16 protein-coding genes and 1 tRNA gene are annotated in these 15,129 nt (G+C 63.4%); 9 read left to right on the forward strand and 8 right to left on the reverse strand.

Annotation, left to right across the window (positions count from 1 at the left end; genetic code table 11):
• Window positions 1-31: 31 nt before the first annotated feature.
• The gene (locus WS95_RS14225; RefSeq protein WP_059824311.1) at window positions 32-640 is read left to right on the forward strand and encodes a chromate transporter; all 609 of its coding nucleotides are present in this window, start codon (window positions 32-34) and stop codon (window positions 638-640) included.
• Window positions 637-1,179, forward strand: coding sequence for a chromate transporter (locus WS95_RS14230; RefSeq protein ID WP_059824313.1), 543 nt, complete (start codon window positions 637-639; stop codon window positions 1,177-1,179). Before WS95_RS14225 ends, WS95_RS14230 begins: the two co-directional genes overlap by 4 nt.
• A 40-nt stretch (window positions 1,180-1,219) precedes the next feature.
• On the opposite strand, the gene scpB is transcribed toward WS95_RS14230, so the two are convergent.
• The 3 genes from scpB to WS95_RS14245 form a co-directional block, all read right to left on the reverse strand.
• Window positions 1,220-2,029 carry a methylmalonyl-CoA decarboxylase gene (gene scpB, locus WS95_RS14235; RefSeq protein ID WP_059824315.1) on the reverse strand — a complete coding sequence of 270 codons (810 nt, stop codon included), beginning with the start codon at window positions 2,027-2,029 and terminating at the stop codon, window positions 1,220-1,222.
• Window positions 2,026-3,249, reverse strand: coding sequence for a CaiB/BaiF CoA transferase family protein (locus WS95_RS14240; protein WP_059824317.1), 1,224 nt, complete (start codon window positions 3,247-3,249; stop codon window positions 2,026-2,028). The genes scpB and WS95_RS14240 overlap by 4 nt, the downstream gene beginning before the upstream one ends.
• Before the next feature lie 61 nt (window positions 3,250-3,310).
• Window positions 3,311-4,633 carry an MFS transporter gene (locus tag WS95_RS14245; RefSeq protein ID WP_059824319.1) on the reverse strand — a complete coding sequence of 441 codons (1,323 nt, stop codon included), beginning with the start codon at window positions 4,631-4,633 and terminating at the stop codon, window positions 3,311-3,313.
• A gap of 181 nt (window positions 4,634-4,814) precedes the next feature.
• Here WS95_RS14245 and WS95_RS14250 point away from each other — a divergent pair, with 181 nt between their 5' ends.
• The 3 genes from WS95_RS14250 (at window position 4,815) to WS95_RS14260 (ending at window position 6,934) form a co-directional block, all read left to right on the forward strand.
• Window positions 4,815-5,744 (forward strand): LysR substrate-binding domain-containing protein, encoded by a 930-nt coding sequence (locus tag WS95_RS14250; protein WP_059779549.1) that lies wholly within the window; start codon window positions 4,815-4,817, stop codon window positions 5,742-5,744.
• A 111-nt stretch (window positions 5,745-5,855) separates the two neighbouring features.
• Window positions 5,856-6,197: a DMT family transporter gene (locus WS95_RS14255; RefSeq protein WP_059791622.1), complete on the forward strand. Its 342-nt coding sequence runs from the start codon at window positions 5,856-5,858 to the stop codon at window positions 6,195-6,197.
• Window positions 6,198-6,307: 110 nt separating this feature from the next.
• Window positions 6,308-6,934, forward strand: a complete 627-nt coding sequence (locus WS95_RS14260) for a LysE/ArgO family amino acid transporter (RefSeq protein ID WP_059824320.1) — start codon at window positions 6,308-6,310, stop codon at window positions 6,932-6,934.
• A gap of 3 nt (window positions 6,935-6,937) precedes the next feature.
• Here WS95_RS14260 and WS95_RS14265 read toward each other — a convergent pair whose 3' ends face one another.
• From WS95_RS14265 to WS95_RS14275, 3 genes are all read right to left on the reverse strand, one after another.
• Window positions 6,938-8,104 (reverse strand): enolase C-terminal domain-like protein, encoded by a 1,167-nt coding sequence (locus WS95_RS14265; RefSeq protein ID WP_059824322.1) that lies wholly within the window; start codon window positions 8,102-8,104, stop codon window positions 6,938-6,940.
• A gap of 334 nt (window positions 8,105-8,438) precedes the next feature.
• The gene (locus WS95_RS14270; protein ID WP_027783759.1) at window positions 8,439-8,783 is read right to left on the reverse strand and encodes a cupin domain-containing protein; all 345 of its coding nucleotides are present in this window, start codon (window positions 8,781-8,783) and stop codon (window positions 8,439-8,441) included.
• Window positions 8,784-9,201: 418 nt separating this feature from the next.
• Window positions 9,202-9,360: a hypothetical protein gene (locus tag WS95_RS14275; protein WP_257139776.1), complete on the reverse strand. Its 159-nt coding sequence runs from the start codon at window positions 9,358-9,360 to the stop codon at window positions 9,202-9,204.
• Window positions 9,361-9,683: 323 nt separating this feature from the next.
• Between WS95_RS14275 and WS95_RS34815 the strand changes: the two genes are divergently transcribed.
• A complete protein-coding gene (locus WS95_RS34815) occupies window positions 9,684-10,553 on the forward strand; it encodes a hypothetical protein (protein WP_156444479.1) in 870 nt (289 codons plus the stop codon).
• A gap of 263 nt (window positions 10,554-10,816) precedes the next feature.
• Here WS95_RS34815 and WS95_RS14280 read toward each other — a convergent pair whose 3' ends face one another.
• On the reverse strand, window positions 10,817-11,089 hold the full coding sequence (locus tag WS95_RS14280) for a hypothetical protein (protein WP_257139777.1): 273 nt from the start codon (window positions 11,087-11,089) through the stop codon (window positions 10,817-10,819).
• 123 nt (window positions 11,090-11,212) lie between these two features.
• Here WS95_RS14280 and WS95_RS33365 point away from each other — a divergent pair, with 123 nt between their 5' ends.
• The 3 genes from WS95_RS33365 (at window position 11,213) to WS95_RS14285 (ending at window position 14,258) form a co-directional block, all read left to right on the forward strand.
• Window positions 11,213-12,379 carry a DUF4236 domain-containing protein gene (locus WS95_RS33365; RefSeq protein WP_179950195.1) on the forward strand — a complete coding sequence of 389 codons (1,167 nt, stop codon included), beginning with the start codon at window positions 11,213-11,215 and terminating at the stop codon, window positions 12,377-12,379.
• A gap of 807 nt (window positions 12,380-13,186) precedes the next feature.
• Window positions 13,187-13,873: a hypothetical protein gene (locus WS95_RS34820; protein ID WP_156441783.1), complete on the forward strand. Its 687-nt coding sequence runs from the start codon at window positions 13,187-13,189 to the stop codon at window positions 13,871-13,873.
• A gap of 310 nt (window positions 13,874-14,183) precedes the next feature.
• Window positions 14,184-14,258 (forward strand) — tRNA-Gly (locus WS95_RS14285).
• Between the two features lie 201 nt (window positions 14,259-14,459).
• Here WS95_RS14285 and WS95_RS14290 read toward each other — a convergent pair.
• A complete protein-coding gene (locus WS95_RS14290; RefSeq protein ID WP_059824326.1) occupies window positions 14,460-14,807 on the reverse strand; it encodes a hypothetical protein in 348 nt (115 codons plus the stop codon).
• Window positions 14,808-15,129: the final 322 nt, after the last annotated feature.

Raw genomic sequence — 15,129 nt, forward strand, 5'->3', positions numbered from 1 at the left:
GATCGCCCGATCCCCACGTGCTACCCGCCCGATGCCTCCCGCCTCCACCACGACTCCCCCGGCCCCTCCGGCAAGCGACGCGCCGCCAGGCGTCCTCGCACTGTTCGTCGCGTTCGCGCAGATCGGCCTGACCAGCTTCGGCGGTGGACTCAGCGGACGGATGATGCGCGACTTCGTGCACGAGCGGCGATGGCTCGACGAAGAGGCGTTCCTCAACGGCCTCGCGCTGTCGCAGGCGTTGCCGGGCGTCAACGTGAAGAACCTCGCGATCTGGATCGGCTACCGTCTCGCCGGATGGCGCGGCGCGGTGGCGGGCTTCACCGGCATCATCGCGCCGCCCGCCGTGCTGATCGTGCTGTTCGGCGTCGCGTTCTCGACCCTCACGCGCTTCCCGCTCACGCATGTCGCGCTCGCCGGTGCGGCGGCCGCGGCGATCGGGCTGTCGATCTCGATGGCGATCACCGCGGTGCGCCGCCTGCCGCGCCGCGTGCTGCCGTTCGCGGTCATGACGCTCACCTTCGTGTCGGTCGCGGTGCTGCACTGGCCGCTGGTGTGGACCGTGCTGATCGGCGGCACGCTGAGCGTCGCGCTCGAATACCGCCGTGCGCCCGCGGCGCCGGGCGGGAGCGACGCACGATGAACGCGTCCGCACGTTACGCGGCACTGTTCGGCGTGTTCGCACCGCTGTCGATCGCGACGATCGGCGGCGGGCAGGCGGTCATCGCGGACATCCAGCGGCAGGTCGTCGACGTCCATCACTGGATGAGCGCCACGCAATTCGTGAACGACTTCGCGATCGCGCGGATGGCGCCGGGCCCCGGCTCGCTGCTGGCGACGCTGATCGGCTGGCAGGTCGCCGGTTTCTGGGGCGCGGTGATCGCGACGCTCGCGCTGTTCGGGCCGACCGCGTTCCTGATCTACGGTGTCGCGCATCTATGGCGGCGACACCGAGGCGCGCGCTGGCAGATCGCGCTCGAAGCCGGCCTGCGCCCGGTCGCGGCCGGCATGATTCTCGCGTCGGTGTGGGTACTGCTGCAGGCGCTCGACGGCGGCTGGCCCGCGCGCGCGATCGCCGTCGCATCGACGCTGTGCGTGATCTACACGCGCGTTCATGCGCTGCTGCTGATCGCGATCGGCGCGCTGCTGCTCGTCGGCGTACATGCGCTCGGCGGCGCATGACGCTCGCCACCGTCGTCGCATCGGACCGTCGTCTGTCCGCCTAAATCCCGCGAAACACCGGCGCGCGGCGTTCCGCGAACGCGCGCAACCCTTCGTCGAAATCCGCGCCTCCGCACGCCTGCCGACGCAACTCGGCGATGCGTTCGAAGGCGTCGGCCGGCAATGGCCGCGCATCCTGCAGCACGCGCAACTGCTCCTTCACCGCGTGCACCGCGAGCGGCGCCTTCGCGGCAATCGTGCGCGCGACGTCGAGCGCCGCATCGTCGACCCCGCCGGCGTCGGCCAGCCGGTTCACGAGCCCGTGATGCGCGGCGCGTTCCGCGTCGAGCGGCTGCGCGCAGAAGAACAGCTCCTTCAGCACGTGGATCGGCAGGTTGTCGTAGAAGCGCAGCAAACCGCTCGTCGAATACGGCAGGCCGATGTTCGCGGGCGTCATCGCGAAACGCGCGTCGCGCGCCGCCACGACGAGATCGCAGCTCATCGCGAGATCGACCGCCCCGCCCCACGCCGATCCGGCCACCGCCGCGATCACCGCGCCCGGATAGGTCCGCACGCGCCGCAGCGCGCGTTCGAGCGGCTTGCCATATGCGAGCGGATCGCGATCGTCGGCCAGTTCGCGCAGGTCGTGCCCGGCGCTCCACACGTCGCCGCTGCCGTCGTTCGACAGAATCACGACCGGCGGCGGACGATGTCCGGCCAACGCATCGAGGTGTGCAACGAGGGCGTCGAGCAGCGGCGCGTCGAGCGCATGCCGTCGCGCCGGGTTCGCGAACCGCACGCGCGCGATCCGCTCGCCGATCAGGTCGACCGTCACGGTCGACGCCCCGTCCCGTTTCGTCGCGTCGGTCATTGCACGGCCTCCGCCACCGCATCCGCCTGGAAGATCGCGCGCTCCGCCAGCAGCGCGTCGATCGCGTCGTCGCCGTAGCCGGCTTCGCGCAGCACGTCGACCGTATGCTCGCCGAGCAGCGGCGGCGCATGGCGCGTGCGCGGCGCCGGCAGGTCGTCGCCCATCCCGCCGAGCGGCGTGACGACCTGACGCAGCGTGCCGAGCGTCGGATGCGCGACCGGCTCGACCAGCCCGCAATGCGCGAGCTGCGGATCGTCGAACACTTCGTCGAGCGTATGGATCGGCCCGGCCGGCAGCCCGGCCTCGACGAACCGCTGCGTCCATTCGTGCTTGCCGCGCGTGCGCAGCCGGCTGTCGAGCAGCGCCTTCAGTTCGTCGCGATGGGCCACGCGCGCATCGTTGGTCGCAAAGCGCGGATCGGCCGGCAGTTCGGGCAGGTCCAGCAACCGGCACAGCCGCTCCCACATGTCGGTCGTGATCGGTGCGAGGTTCAGCGGGCCGTCGGCCGTGTCGAACACGCCGTACGGCGCGATCACCGCATGCGCATTGCCGGTGCGGCGCGGCACGTCGCCGAGGCTCAGGTAGCGTTGCCCGTGCACGCTCAGCAGCGCAACGAGGCTTTCGAGCAGCGACGTGCCGACATGCTGGCCGCGCCCGGTGCGCTCGCGCTCGAACAGCGCGGCCATCACGCCGGTCGCGACCCACATCCCCGAGCTGAGATCGCCGATCGCGGTGCCCGTGCGGGTCGGCTCGCCGTCCGGGAAGCCGGTGAGGCTCATCAGCCCCGCATAGCCCTGCGCGATCTGGTCGAAGCCCGGCCAGTCGCGCAGCGGGCCGCGCGGGCCGAACGCGGTGACGCTGCCCATCACGAGCCGCGGGTCGCGCGCGCTCAGTGCGGCGTAGCCGAGCCCCATCGCGTCCATCGTGCCGGCCTTGAAATTCTCGATCACGACGTCGGCCTGCGCAATCAGGCGCCGCACGACGTCGAGGCCGGCCGGCTGCCGGAAGTCCACGCAGATGCCGCGCTTGTTGCGGTTGCAGGACAGGTAGTACGTGCTCACGCCGCGATCGAACGGCCCCCACGCGCGGCTCATGTCGCCGTGCGGCCCCGACTCGACCTTGATCACGTCGGCGCCGAGATCGGCGAGCACCATCGAGCAGAACGGCCCCGACAGCGCACGACTCAGATCGACGACCCTGATTCCCGTTAATGACTGCATTCCGGACTCCTGATGTTGATGACTGGGTGTGGCGTGTTGGCGAACGACGGCGGCATGCCGCTCATTCGGGTAGTGTCTGGTGGCGCGTTTCGACCGCGAACGGCAGGATCAGGATGCCGAGTCCGAACGCGGCCGCGGTCCATGCGACCGGCACGCCGAGCGATCCGTAACCGTGAATCGCGGCGCCGAGCAGGAAGTTCACGCCCGCGCCGATGAAGCGGCCGACCGACGCGTTGAACGCGAACGCGGTGGCCCGCACGCGCGTCGGATATTGCTCGGGCAGCCACAGCGAGAAGATCGCGAAGTTGCCGCCGAAGAAGCCGAGGAACGCGAGCGACACCATGAACGCCGCAAGCCCGTTCGGCTGGTAGAACGCCCAGCCGAACGCGAACACGATCGAGCCGGCCATTCCCGTGAAATACACGCCGAGCGCGGTGCGCCGGCCGAGCCGTTCCGACAGCCACGGCGCCGCCAGACAACCGGCGATCGTCGCGCACGACAGGATCGCCGCCCCGATCGACGCCAGCCGCAGCGCACCGACGTGATCGATGCCCGCGCGTGTCGCCAGCGTGGTGACCGCGCTCGCCTCGTAGACGGAGCCGGCCCACAGCCCGACGATCGCGACGCCGACGAGGCTCGCGCTCGTCAGCGTGCGGCGCAGGAACGCCGGCGCGAAGATCTCGCGCAGCGGATGCGCGCGGCGCGCGTCGGCCACGTCGCCGTCGCGCGCGTCGTGCCGGCGCCACTGCCCCGGCTCCTTCACGCGCATGACCGTAAACACCGCGAGCAGCGCGGGCGCCAGCCCACACAGGAACATCGCGCGCCAGCCGTAGGCCGCGCCGATCGTGTAGTTCAGGCAGGCCGCGATGAAGAAGCCGAAGTAGTAGCCCGTCTGCAGGTAGCCGGCGCCCATCTTGCGGCGGTCCTCCGGCCAGCTTTCGGCGACGTAGGTGCCGGCGAGCGCCCATTCGCCGCCGACGCCGATCCCGGCGATCAGCCGGCACGCGGCCAGCGCCCATACGTCGTGCACGAACGCGGCCGCGCCGGTGAACACCGAATAGATCAGAATGCTCGCCGCGAGCGTGCGCACGCGGCCGAAGCGGTCGGCGAGCGGCCCCCAGACGAACGACAGCCCCCAGCCGATCAGGAACAGCGCGAACAGGATCGAGCCGTACATCCCCAGATTCGCGGGCGTCGCCGCGATGCCGGAGGCCGGCAGCAGTTCGGTCAGCGCGGGGATCAGCACGAGCGCGTAGATCACCGAATCCACGCCGTCGAGCACCCAGCCCGCGTACACGGCCCAGAAGCCCTTGACCTGCTCGCGCGTGAGCGGCGTGCGCCGCGGCTTCGCGCCGGCCGCCGGCGCGTCGATCGCCTTGAACATCTTCGTCTCCTTGCCGGCGGGGCCGGCGCTTTCGCCGCGTCCGGTCCGGGATGGCCGGCAGTCGGGCTCTTGTGTGAGACGAGTATAGAAACGCGATCGATCGCCGAAAAATATGATATTCATCTTGCTCGATCGGATTGGCTTATGGCTCGAATCGAGCGCGAATCGGGAGACGGCGGCGATGGACTTGAGACAGTTGCGCTATTTCGTGAAGGTCGTCGAATGCGGCAACGTCACGCATGCGAGCGAGGCGCTGCACGTCGCGCAACCGGCCGTGAGCCAGCAGATGCGCAATCTCGAGCAGGATCTCGGGATGCAACTGCTCGAACGAAGCGTGCGCGGCGTCGCGCCGACCGCCGCCGGCCGCACGCTGTACCGGCACGCGCTCGAACTGCTGCGCCAGGCCGACGGCACGCGCGAGCTGCTGCGCCGCGACGCCGACACGCCGCAAGGCCGCGTGACCGTCGGCATGCCGTCGAGCACGGCGCGCGTGCTGGCCATTCCGCTCGCTCGCGCGGTGCGCGACCGCTTTCCCGGCATCATGCTGGAGCTGATCGAGGCGCCGAGCGCCGATCTCGACACGCTGCTCGAACGCGCACGCCTCGATCTCGCGATCGTCGTCGATGCGGTGGACACGCGCGGCATCGCGATCCATCGGCTGCTGACGGAAACGCTGTACCTGATCACGTGGCCCGGGTTCCCGGTGCCGGACGCCCCCGTGCCGCTCGACGCGATCGCGCGGATGCCGCTCGTGTTGCCGAGCGCGCCGAACACGATCCGCAACCGCGTCGACTGGGCGATGCGCGAGGCCGGGCTGTCGTACGAGATCGGCTTCGAGGCAAGCTCGACCGGGCTGCTGTTCGCGGCCGTGATGGCCCGGCTCGGCGTGACGATCCTGCCGTGGACGGCCGCGCACGTCGAGATCGAGGAGCGCAAGCTCAAGCTGTCGACGGTCGCGCACCGGCTGTTCGCACGCGACCTGTCGCTGTGCTGGCACGACACGGCGCTCGTCAGCAACGCGGTGCAGAAGGTGAAAGCCGAAATCGTCCGGCTGTTCGACACGCTCGGGCAGCGGCCGGAGTGGGCGGCCGGCCATGCCGGTCGCGCGTGACGTACCTTGTGCCGCCCCGTCGCGCGTACTAAGCTCGTTTCATTCTGGGTACCGCTGACACCCCACTTTTCCTCGCCGCTCGGTATAAGCGTCGGGGGAAGGAGGCCGTCCGTGTCCCCGTTCCAGTTTGCCTGGCTTCTGCTGGGCGTCAGTGTCCTCGCCGAAGTGCTCGGCTCCGTTGGCCTGAAGTGCTCGGCCGGTTTGTCCCGCCCGTTGCCGTCCGCGATCGCGATCGTCTGCTATGCATGTGCGGTATGGCTGATGGCGCTCGCGACGAAGCGAATCGAAATGGGGCTCGCGTATGCGAGCTGGGCCGCTGCCAGCACGGCGGCCACGGCCATGATCGGCATCGTCTGCTTCGACGAATCGGTGTCGTCGCTGAAGCTCGTCGGCATCGCGCTGACCGTCTGCGCGCTCGTCGCGCTCAACCTCGGCGATGCGGCGGCACGATGATCCCCTGCGCACGCATCCGACGGGGGCATTGACAACGCTCCCCGCCGACCCTTAACGTTTCCCTCATCGTAACCATCACCGGTTCAGCTTAAGAGGTTGTCGGCCCGCTCGTGCTCGACACCTCCGCCTTCCTCGAAGGCCTGCTGCTTGGCGCCGGCTTGTTCACGTCGGTCGGCCCGAAGGACGCCTTCGTCATCAAGCGCTCGATTTCGAGCCCTCACCTGCTCTCCATCGCCCTCGTCTGCGCGGGCAGCGACGCGCTGCTGATCGCGCTCGGCGCGCACGGGCTGTCGTCGTTGCTGTCGCGCCATCCCGGCGTGGTGGCGGCCGCACTGTGGGCCGGCATCGCGTATCTCGCCGGTTACGGGCTGCTCGCGCTGCGCGCGGCGATCGTCGGACGGCGGCCCGCGCACGTCGGCAGCGCGTCCGCTCGCCGCGAACCCAGCCGGTCGCGCACGGTGCTCGCGGCCGCCGCGGTTTCGCTGCTCAATCCGTATGCATGGATCGATACGGTGCTGCTGCTCGGGACCGTGATCGCGAGCCACGCGCCGTCCGCACGCGAGCCGTTTGCGATCGGCGCGATGACGGCTTCGCTCGCGTGGTTCCTGATGCTCGCGTACGGCGCACGCGCGTGCCGTGCGTGGTTCGCTCGAACGCTCGCATGGCGCGTGCTCGACGGCTTCGTCGCGGTGACGATGCTCGGCTTCGCGGTGCGTTTCGCGATCGACGCGCTTTAGGCGTCAGCGGCCCGACGCCGAAACCGTGCGGAATGCGTCGTACGCGTGGGCATGCAGTTCGAACCCGATACCCGGCGCCTGCGGCACGCGCGCGTATCCCGCGTCGACGATTTCGCCGTCGGCGAGTCCGCTGAACGGATGGAAGGCGAACGGGCTGACTTCCGCGCCGCCGAGCCCGAGCGCCGCGACGACGTGCAGCGAGAACAGATGGCCGCCATGCGGCCAGAACGCGTCGCGCCGCCAGCCGCGCGACACGAAGTGATCGACGATCTGCAAATAGCCCGGCAGCCCGTAGCTGTGCACCGGATCGAACACCAGCACGTCGCGGTCGGCGCGCAGGCCGCCGTAACGGTCGAGCAGCTTCGCTTCCGCAAGCGAGAACAACGCTTCGCCGGCCGCGATCGGCGGTGCGTACCGCGCAGCGACGTCTGCCTGGAGCGGCAGGTCGAGCGGGTCGCAGATGTCCTCGAACCACCAGAGACCTAACGGCGCGAGCATGTCCACGGCCTGGCTGGCGGTCGTCGCGTCGTACGTGTTCATCGCGTCGACCGCGAGATGCGATGAGCCGGCAAGACGCGCGGCCGCGGCTTCGATACGGCGCCGGTCCTGATCGAGATTCGCGCCACCGATCTTGATCTTCGCGTGCGTGTAGCCGAGATCGACGATCCGGCGCATCTCGTCCGACAGGCGCGCGAGATCGTCGTGCGGATAGCGGTAGCCGCCGCCCGCGTACACGCGCACGCGCGGTGCCGCCGTGCGCTGGAGGCGGTCGGCGAGAAAGCGATGCAGCGGCAGGTCGGCGATCTTCGCGGCGGCGTCCCAGATCGCCATGTCGAGTGTGCCGACCGCGACGCAGCGTTCGCCGTGTCCGCCCGGCTTCTCGCCGGCCATCATCGCGCGCCATGCGCGCAACGGGTCGAGGTTCGTGCCGGCTTCGTCGGCGAGCGTGTCGGCCGCGGTCAGCAAACGCGGCGCGAACCGCTCGCGGATCAGGCCGCCCTGCGCGAAGCGGCCGATCGACGCGTAGCCGTAGCCCGTCACCGGGCGGCCGTCGCGCACGACGTCGGTGACGACCGCGACGACGCTCGTCGTCAGGCCACCGGACGCAATCGCCGGATCGGCATAGCGGGACACGGGAATCGCGCGTTCGTGGATCGCGGTGATGCGCATGGTCGGGCTCCGGAGGGGCGTCCGGCGCAGGCGGAAGAGTCGCGCTGCAGCGGAAACGATGGGCGGATCGCTGCATCTTAGGGGTTTGTGCGGCAGCGTGCAGGGCCGGCGGCGCGCGTCATCGTGTCGTCGCCGGACAACCGCGTGTCGCACGCGTTACGTCGCGGGTTGCAGCCGGATAGCGGAGCGCGCCGAGCCCGTCACCACGCTCGGCGCGCCGTTTCCGAAGCGGTCGACCTGCATCGAACCGGAATCCCGCGTTTGTCCGGCCGGCTTCGTGAACCGGGAGGATGGGGGGCCGGTATGCGTGGGTCGGGCGAATCGGCCGGCCCGCTCAGGCGAACACGAAGTACTTGCGCACCGTCTCCACCACTTCCCACGTCCCCTTCATGCCGGGCTCGATCACGAACACGTCGCCGGCTTTCAGGTGCACCGGCTCCTCGCCTTCCGGCGTGATGATGCAGTAACCGTCGAGGAAGTGGCAGTACTCCCATTTTTCGTAATTCACCTCGAACTTGCCCGGCGTGCAGATCCACGTGCCCATGATCTTGCTGCCGTCCTTCGAGACGTACGCGTTGAGGTTCACGGTGTGCGGATCGCCGCCGATGCGCTTCCACTTGGTCGCGTCAAGCACAGGCGTCGGGCAGGTTTTGCGCAGAACGGTGATGAAATCGGACATGTCGGCTCCAGGCTAACGATCGTGTGAGAGGCCTGTCACGTTAGTTCGAAAGCGTTGTCGCGACTTGTATGCGTCCGACACCGACTCGTCAATTTTCGACATCGGCTGGTAGGCAGGCACACTGCCGTCGAGGTTATCGTGCGGCTGCGGCGGTCTCTCTCGTTACGGTCGAACTGCTTGTGTAGCTGGCGCATCGAGAGGGCGCGCACTCCACGAACTCGAAGTCCGTTTGCCGACGTGAACGAAAACGCATTCTGGTAGAGCCTGCGCGCGACGAGGCCTTCGCCGCCGGCAGGCCTGGGAATGCGGGCGCCGTTTGCCCGAACTGCCATCGACGACTTCACTTCTCAGAAAATGCTCGTGCATACCGAGAAACGCTCCAGGTAAAAATGTCGGAGCTGGTGCGCGAGTAGATAACTCAGAAATTGACCGGACGACCGCTGTACGTCACCCATGCTGATTCGATGAACGTCGCATCCACACTGCCCGCCTCGAACCCCGGAACGTCTTCGAGAAGCAACAGCAGAGTTTCGGTGAAATCTGGCGGGGACAGGGTGCCGGCAAATTCTTCGCGCACAGCAGCAGCCGGATCGCGAATCTGATCGATGGTCAGCGGCGTGAAATCGTTTTGGTGTTTGATGTGCCCGTGCGACGACTATCCCGGCAGGTCCGCGGTCTATACAACAACGTGAACGGTTCGCGCCTCCGAAATATGTGGAAACCCGCCGGCTTCCAACGACTCACACATAAAGGCTCAACATCCGATTGAAAAGATGAACAAACCGCCCACTATTCTATCGATTGAATTACCTCCCGATAGCCTAATCTTTATAAAATGACCACACCCACTCAAGAACCATCAATAAAATTCAAAAGCGGAATGGATTAAAAATATCAAATATGAGCAGAGCAACGACCCACCGAATTCTATCGATTCGATTATTCAGAAAAAACAAAAGAGAAACCAATGCACCTAATCGGAAATGTTTTGGGCCAGTCGACATTGCAGCCATACTAGCGATCCTCACATTGATTTTGTGTGAATTTCTATTTCCACTTGCCGACAAGGATTTTGACGATCAGGCATCTCGACCTTTAGTGACACTGAAGCTGCTTTCAACTCCGGCGGCAGATGCAATGGATCGATTCCACAAGGCACGCGCCGAATTTTATCGAAACACGATGGGACACACTCGAGATATAGGTACCATAGGGGCAGACGCAGACTATCTTCTGGGGTTGCAGCTTCAATACCTATCCTACTATCGTGTCGCCAGCATCGTCTTGATCGATGAGATGAATCATATAGAAATGCTGGGAAGCGATATACCAAATCTCGACAAACTAAATTCAACAAAAAATGTTTTGTCATCCCTAAAGGAAATCCTAGCACTTCAGCCTAAACTTAATGAATGCATTCAAACGGCTTTCACACAACAACAAGCAATCGACGCACCCCTGCGAAAAGGCCCCACCGACAGCACCAGAACTTCGCTGATGATATCGACATTGAACACACTGCCAGATTTGATTCGCGACAAAACTGCACATTGGCTGCAGTGTCAAAACAACCTCCTTGAATTCGATCAGCGATTGAATGAGATGACAATCGCTTATCCATCAATTGTTAAGCAATTGGAGTCCAGATCCGAACAGCAAAGGAAAACGCGGACGGTAATGCGTTGGATTGCGACTTTGTTGCTCTTCTACTGCGGACGGCTGTATAGGCGTCGATGGATGGAGGCAGCGTCGTCAACGCTAGGTGGGTAAAACAATGGATGCTTCGAAAACCAAAAATCACGCCAGCGGATGCGCGTAACGATATCAGCCAGTGGGAACGCGGCACTCGGATGCCGACCTTGCATCGCTCCAGCAGCTCAGTGGCGCACTTGGCTGCTCGATAGACCAGCTATTGCAGCGTGGATCGAGACGGCCGGACGACCAACTGGCCATGATCGCCGATGCACTTGATGGACTGGATAGTGACGAACGGGGACTCGTCGTGAATTTCGTTCAGCAATTTGCCGACATGCTCAAAGCCAAACATCCAGCCAAGAGCAAGCGGCGCAAATAGCGATCAGGACTCGAAGCGACGGGCGCTGTATTCGGCCCACGCCGATTCGATCAAGTGCAGGGACATCGCCCGTCTCGTAACCCGGCACGTCTTCCAGTAGAGCTAGTAGATGGTTGGCGAATACGGCTCGCGAGAAGTCATTGCCGAACGCGTCTTGAATGGATTCCACCAGATCCCGAATCTGGTCGGCGGTCAGCGGCGGGAAGTCGTCGTGGTGTTTGATGTCGTCCATGCGACGACTATCCCGGCAGGTCCGTGGTCAATACAACGAGGTCTCACCGGCTCAACCAGCTGTATGTCATCGTCGCGATATGTGATACTTCCACAAAAATTGAACTAGATACGGGGCGTCATCGTGGGGCTGATATTCAGAAAATCGATTAAAGTAGGGCCATTCCGCTTCAATCTTTCCGGGTCCGGCGTTGGAGTGTCTGTCGGGGTGCCGGGATTTCGGATCGGAACTGGCCCACGCGGTAACTACATATCGATGTCAGGCGGAGGATTTACCTACCGCACTTCTCTCGGCTCCCGAAGTCCTCACGGAGTATCATTCCCTGAGGCCATCCCCGCATCTCGCGAGGATGCAGAACCTCGTCAGGGACAACGTTTTATCCCGAGCGGTAGCACTACAGTCGCGCCGCTCGAGGTTATTCAGTCAGCTGATGTCCGGCAACTTTCTGATACTGATTCCGCGGACTTAGTCGAGGAAATCAATGTCAAGCGGCGCAAGTTCGCCGTTTGGTACTGGCCTCTCGTACTGCTTGGCGTACTTTGGCTTGAAGCACTGCAAGTTGATGGCGCGTCGAACTCCGTCTTTATCGGCGTACTGGCCGTGCTATCGATCGCGACACTTGCCGGATGCTACTGGTTGTATCTATGGGACGAGGCTCGCCGCAGCACCGTCCTCTTTTACGACTTTGACGACGTTGCTGCACGGACATATGAACATGTTCTGAGTGCCTTCGAAGCGCTACGCGACTGTCGTGCCGCATGGCGTATTTTAGCGAGCGGACAAGTTCTGGACGGACGATACAACGCAGGGGCGGGGCAGACCCTGAAACGCAAACCTACTTCGCTAGATACTGGCGGTGTGAAGCATGTCAAGTGCAACATTGATGTGCCTTGTTTGGAAGCCGGCCGCAATCGGTTCTATTTTTATCCAGACCGCGTATTCATAGTCAGCGGAAGACATGCAGCCGTGTGTACTTACGACTCGCTCGACATCCGGACACGACCGACACTCTTCGTTGAAGAAGAGCAGGTTCCATCCGACTCTAATGTCGTGGACCACACTTGGCGCTTCGTCAACAAGAATGGTACGCCGGATCGGCGCTTCAAGAACAACCGGCAGATCCCAATTGCTCAGTATGAGGAACTGTGGATGTCTTCTGCACAAGGCATCCAAGAGTGCTTCCAGTTTTCGAAAGTCGGTGCGGCGAAATCATTTGTTAGCGCGCTGACGCCACTAGGTCGATACGGAGCAACTGTCGGACGGCATTCGCCGCAACGCAGCGCACGTTGAGTTATCGACGCAGCTGACTTGGGCTCTCCTCAGCACGAAGATGCTCTATCCAATGTCGAACCAGCACGACCTGCGACGCACCAAGTTCTTGCTTGTCGTGGGTACGGGTCGCTAGCTGTAGATCGACCACGCCCGGCCGGCGCCATAGCAGCGGAATCTCACGTCGGCCACCAGCTTCAGCATCCTCTACTCCACGCCACTCATTTCTTTCTAGTCGTTTGCCGCTGCGAAAGCGCCGAGCCAGCTGCACTCTTTGAAGCCGCACTTGTTCGACCATCACGAAGTACTTTCGAAGCACTGGATGCGGCACTTGATGATGTGACTTTCTTGGGAGCGGCCACCTGCGAGAGAGCACTGCCCGCAGCAGTTTTTGAATTTTTACCAGTGGAGCCGTTCGAGAGAACCTGCGACGCACTGTGAGCGGCCTTCGGTCCCGTAACTTTACTTTTCATGTTTTCCCCGAATAGATTGATCATTTGGGATTATTACTGCACTCCAGTATCACACATCCCTTCCCAATCCCCCTGCATCGTTTACCCGAACCGGACTAGTGGCCGGAATCGTCCCGATGTTGGGAACTCATCCATGCGACAATCCCTCTGATGGAGCGCCGCTCAACGCAACGACTTAGGTCATTGGGATTTGATAGTCAGCTCGTGTCATCCCAATACGACCGTTCGAACCTACGACATCAGGGCCCGTGCCACGATCAAGCGCGTAATCACTGAAGGTCATCGTACGCCTATCGATCGGCGCTCCTCTAGCATAGAAGTGTATCCTTACTATAACGAAGGAAAGGAGTTAGCAGTGTCAGAAGCACTGGATATTGCGGGAGAAGTAATTTTAGCAAGCCTGTTCACGGACTTTACCCAACGCAATCTCGGTTCCGAAGCATTGCATAGCGGGTACATTGGGCCCACTATCTCTGCAATCAAGCACGAGATTCTTGCGTCCGGTAATTTCACGAATGTTGACTTCGATCTGGCGCTGAAGCAGTTGGAGGAGCAGAGATTCGTCGACACCGGGCCGTGGAAAGCGTTTGAAAACGACCCCTACTCGTCGGTAGTCTTTATCGGTGGTTTCTCTGCGCGAGAATACGTCTATCTAACCGAGCGTGGTTATCGACAGGCGAAACCGTCACCTCGGTCTAGTGGCAGTGGCCAGAGTGTGGCCAGCGTCCATATTTCTGGCGGGACGTTTCACCAATCGCAAATCGGAATCGGAGATAACGTACATCAGCATCTTTGCGTTGATATCTCGAACGATGCAGCAACTGTCGACTATCTGCTCGACCTGCTAAAACGCTCAGGACAGCCTGTGGATGACGCAGCACGATCACATATCACGGAAATGGTAAGCAACGCGAACGCTGGAAATCTCGCAACAGTCAAGCCGGTATTTCAGCGCTTCTTCGGGGCGGTTGCGGACGGTGTGAAGCAGATCGCCTGGGGAGTGATCACAGCGATTATCACAAAGCAAATCGGCATGAGCTAACTGGTTATCATCTCCGCAGCCGAAGATCATCGGTGGCCAAGGTGTATGCGCGGCCCGCTGGTTAGTTACACGGACCAAGCAACGCGAACAAAGACCCGTTAGGCGGCGCAATGTGCGCTGCCTAATTAGAGCAACAAGACGCTCTCTAATCTCAGGGGCTAGGCAACGTCCGCCACCCGCACTCAGTGGCAGTAGTGGGTGCTGCCAGCGACGCCACCGCCCCAGCATCGAGCCATGCCAGTTTCGCTGCCACCGCCCAAAACCGCCCGCTTGCCATTCCCGCCGAAACCCCTGTAGAATTACGCGTTCTGCGGGCGTCGTATAATGGCCATTACCTCAGCTTCCCAAGCTGATGACGTGGGTTCGATTCCCATCGCCCGCTCCACTCCCCTCTCAAGTCCTTTCCGCGCTTGGCGCGCAGCGCTTCCGGCAGCCGCCGAATCTCCCCTTGCCAGCGATATTTGCTCCAGAGTGTGCGTAGCGAAGCACTTCCGTGGCCCCTCGTCGCCCGATAGCTCGTTCGTGGCGAAAAGCCCGACGCCCGCTCCCCTGGAAGCACACCTCCAGCCGCGCGCGCACGCAGCCCCTACCTCATACCGCCTGCAAAAATCACGATGAGAATGGGCAGACACAGCAAGCCATGAAGCACGATCGCGCAATACGCGGGAATTGCATCCGATCCGGCAGATCCCGCATCGTCGTTCGCGTGGAGCAAGGTGCCGATCGCCCAAACGAGACCGCCCAGCGATACGATGCCGCACAGGATCGCGACGCCCAGTGCCGCGCCGATCGCACCGAATCCCGACGCGCCGGCAAAACTGCCCGGATCGCTCACGATTGAAATGCCCGCGATGCCGGCGATCACGCACTCGGCGAGGGCGAGCATCGCCGGGCCACTGCCGACCTTGCGGCGCGCGGAAGTTGTTTCATTCATGGCTTTTCTCCCTAAAGGCCAATGCTCCCGAATCGTGCCGAGGCGCCATCTCGCACTGTCGTTGCGAAAGCAACCATCGCTCGAACGTGAAGCGTCATGGCGACCGCCGTCGTTTCTCGTCGTTCCGGCTGCGTGCACCCGGACGAAGCGCGCGCGGTTCATTTTCATCGCGTTACGCACGCCTCTGACGCATCCGGTTGCGCCTGTAGCGCCCGCGATTCTACTCAATCGCCCAGCGGCAGCGAGACGTCGCGCGAACGCCCCGCTACCTTGCCAGCCCGATCAAACCAGTCCATAATCCGGCTCTTTCCGGTTAGCTGGA

This window comes from Burkholderia sp. MSMB1826, from assembly GCF_001526325.1.
In the GTDB taxonomy this organism is placed as follows: Bacteria; Pseudomonadota; Gammaproteobacteria; order Burkholderiales; family Burkholderiaceae; genus Burkholderia.